The 1011-nt window shown below is 67.5% G+C and carries 1 pseudogene; it reads left to right on the forward strand.

Features of this window, described 5'->3' with window-relative positions:
* Positions 1-1011 (forward strand): annotated as a pseudogene (locus ACFWPJ_RS33790) (M13 family peptidase); the annotation flags it as partial.

Here is a 1011-nt window from a genome sequence, read left to right on the forward strand (position 1 = left end):
GTTCACCGCGATCGACAACGCCGCGGGCAAGCCGGAACTGGCGAAGGTCATGGCCGAGGCCCCGATCTCCGGCCTGATCGGGATGGGCATCGGCATCGACCGCAAGAACTCCGAGGCCTATATCCCCAGCGTCAGCCAGGCCGGGCTCACCCTGGGCGAGCAGTACTACCGCAAGCCCGAGTTCGCGGCGCAGCTCGCCGGCTACCAGACCTACCTCGAGCAACTGTCCAAGGGAATCGACCTGCCCGACCCCGCCGGGGTGGCGCAGCGGACCCTCGACCTGGAGAAGCGGATCGCCGCCGCGCACTGGGACAGCGTGCGCCTGCGCAACACCGACGCCACCTACAACCTGATGAGCTGGCAGGAACTGACCGCGCTCGGCCCGCAGTTCGACTGGGATCCGTGGCTGGCGGGCATGACCGACCGGCCCAAGTCGCTGTTCGACAAGATGGTGGTGGGTCAGCCGTCGTTCATCACCGCGGCCGCGCAGCTGTGGAGCGAGGTCGACATCGCCCAGTGGCGCGACTACCTCAAGCTGCACATCGCCAACACCTACGCGCGCTTCCTGCCCAAGGCGATCGCCGACGCGCGCTTCGACTTCGTCGGCCGGGTGCTCAGCGGCCTGGAGGAGAAGCCGGAGATGTGGCGCTCCGCGGTGGGCGTCGTCGACGACAATCTCGGCGAACCGCTGGGAAAGCTGTACGTGGACAAGCACTTCCCGCCCGCGGCGAAGGAACGCGCGCTCGAGATGGTCGACGACCTGCGCGCCGCCTACCGCGACAACTTCGCCAATTCCACCTGGATGTCGCAGCCGACCCGCGAGGCCTCGATCGCCAAGCTGGACAAGATCGTCGCCCAGATCGGCTACCCCGACAAGTGGGTCGACTACTCCTCGGTGCAGGTCACCCGCGGCCGCCTGATCGAATCCCTGCTCGCCATCAACATCTTCGAGTCCAAGCGCGCGTTCGCCCGCCTGGGCACCGAGGTGGACAAGACGGAGTGGGGCATGTC

Origin of the sequence: Nocardia sp. NPDC058497 (genome assembly GCF_042720195.1) — a bacterium.
Lineage (GTDB): Bacteria > Actinomycetota > Actinomycetes > Mycobacteriales > Mycobacteriaceae > Nocardia.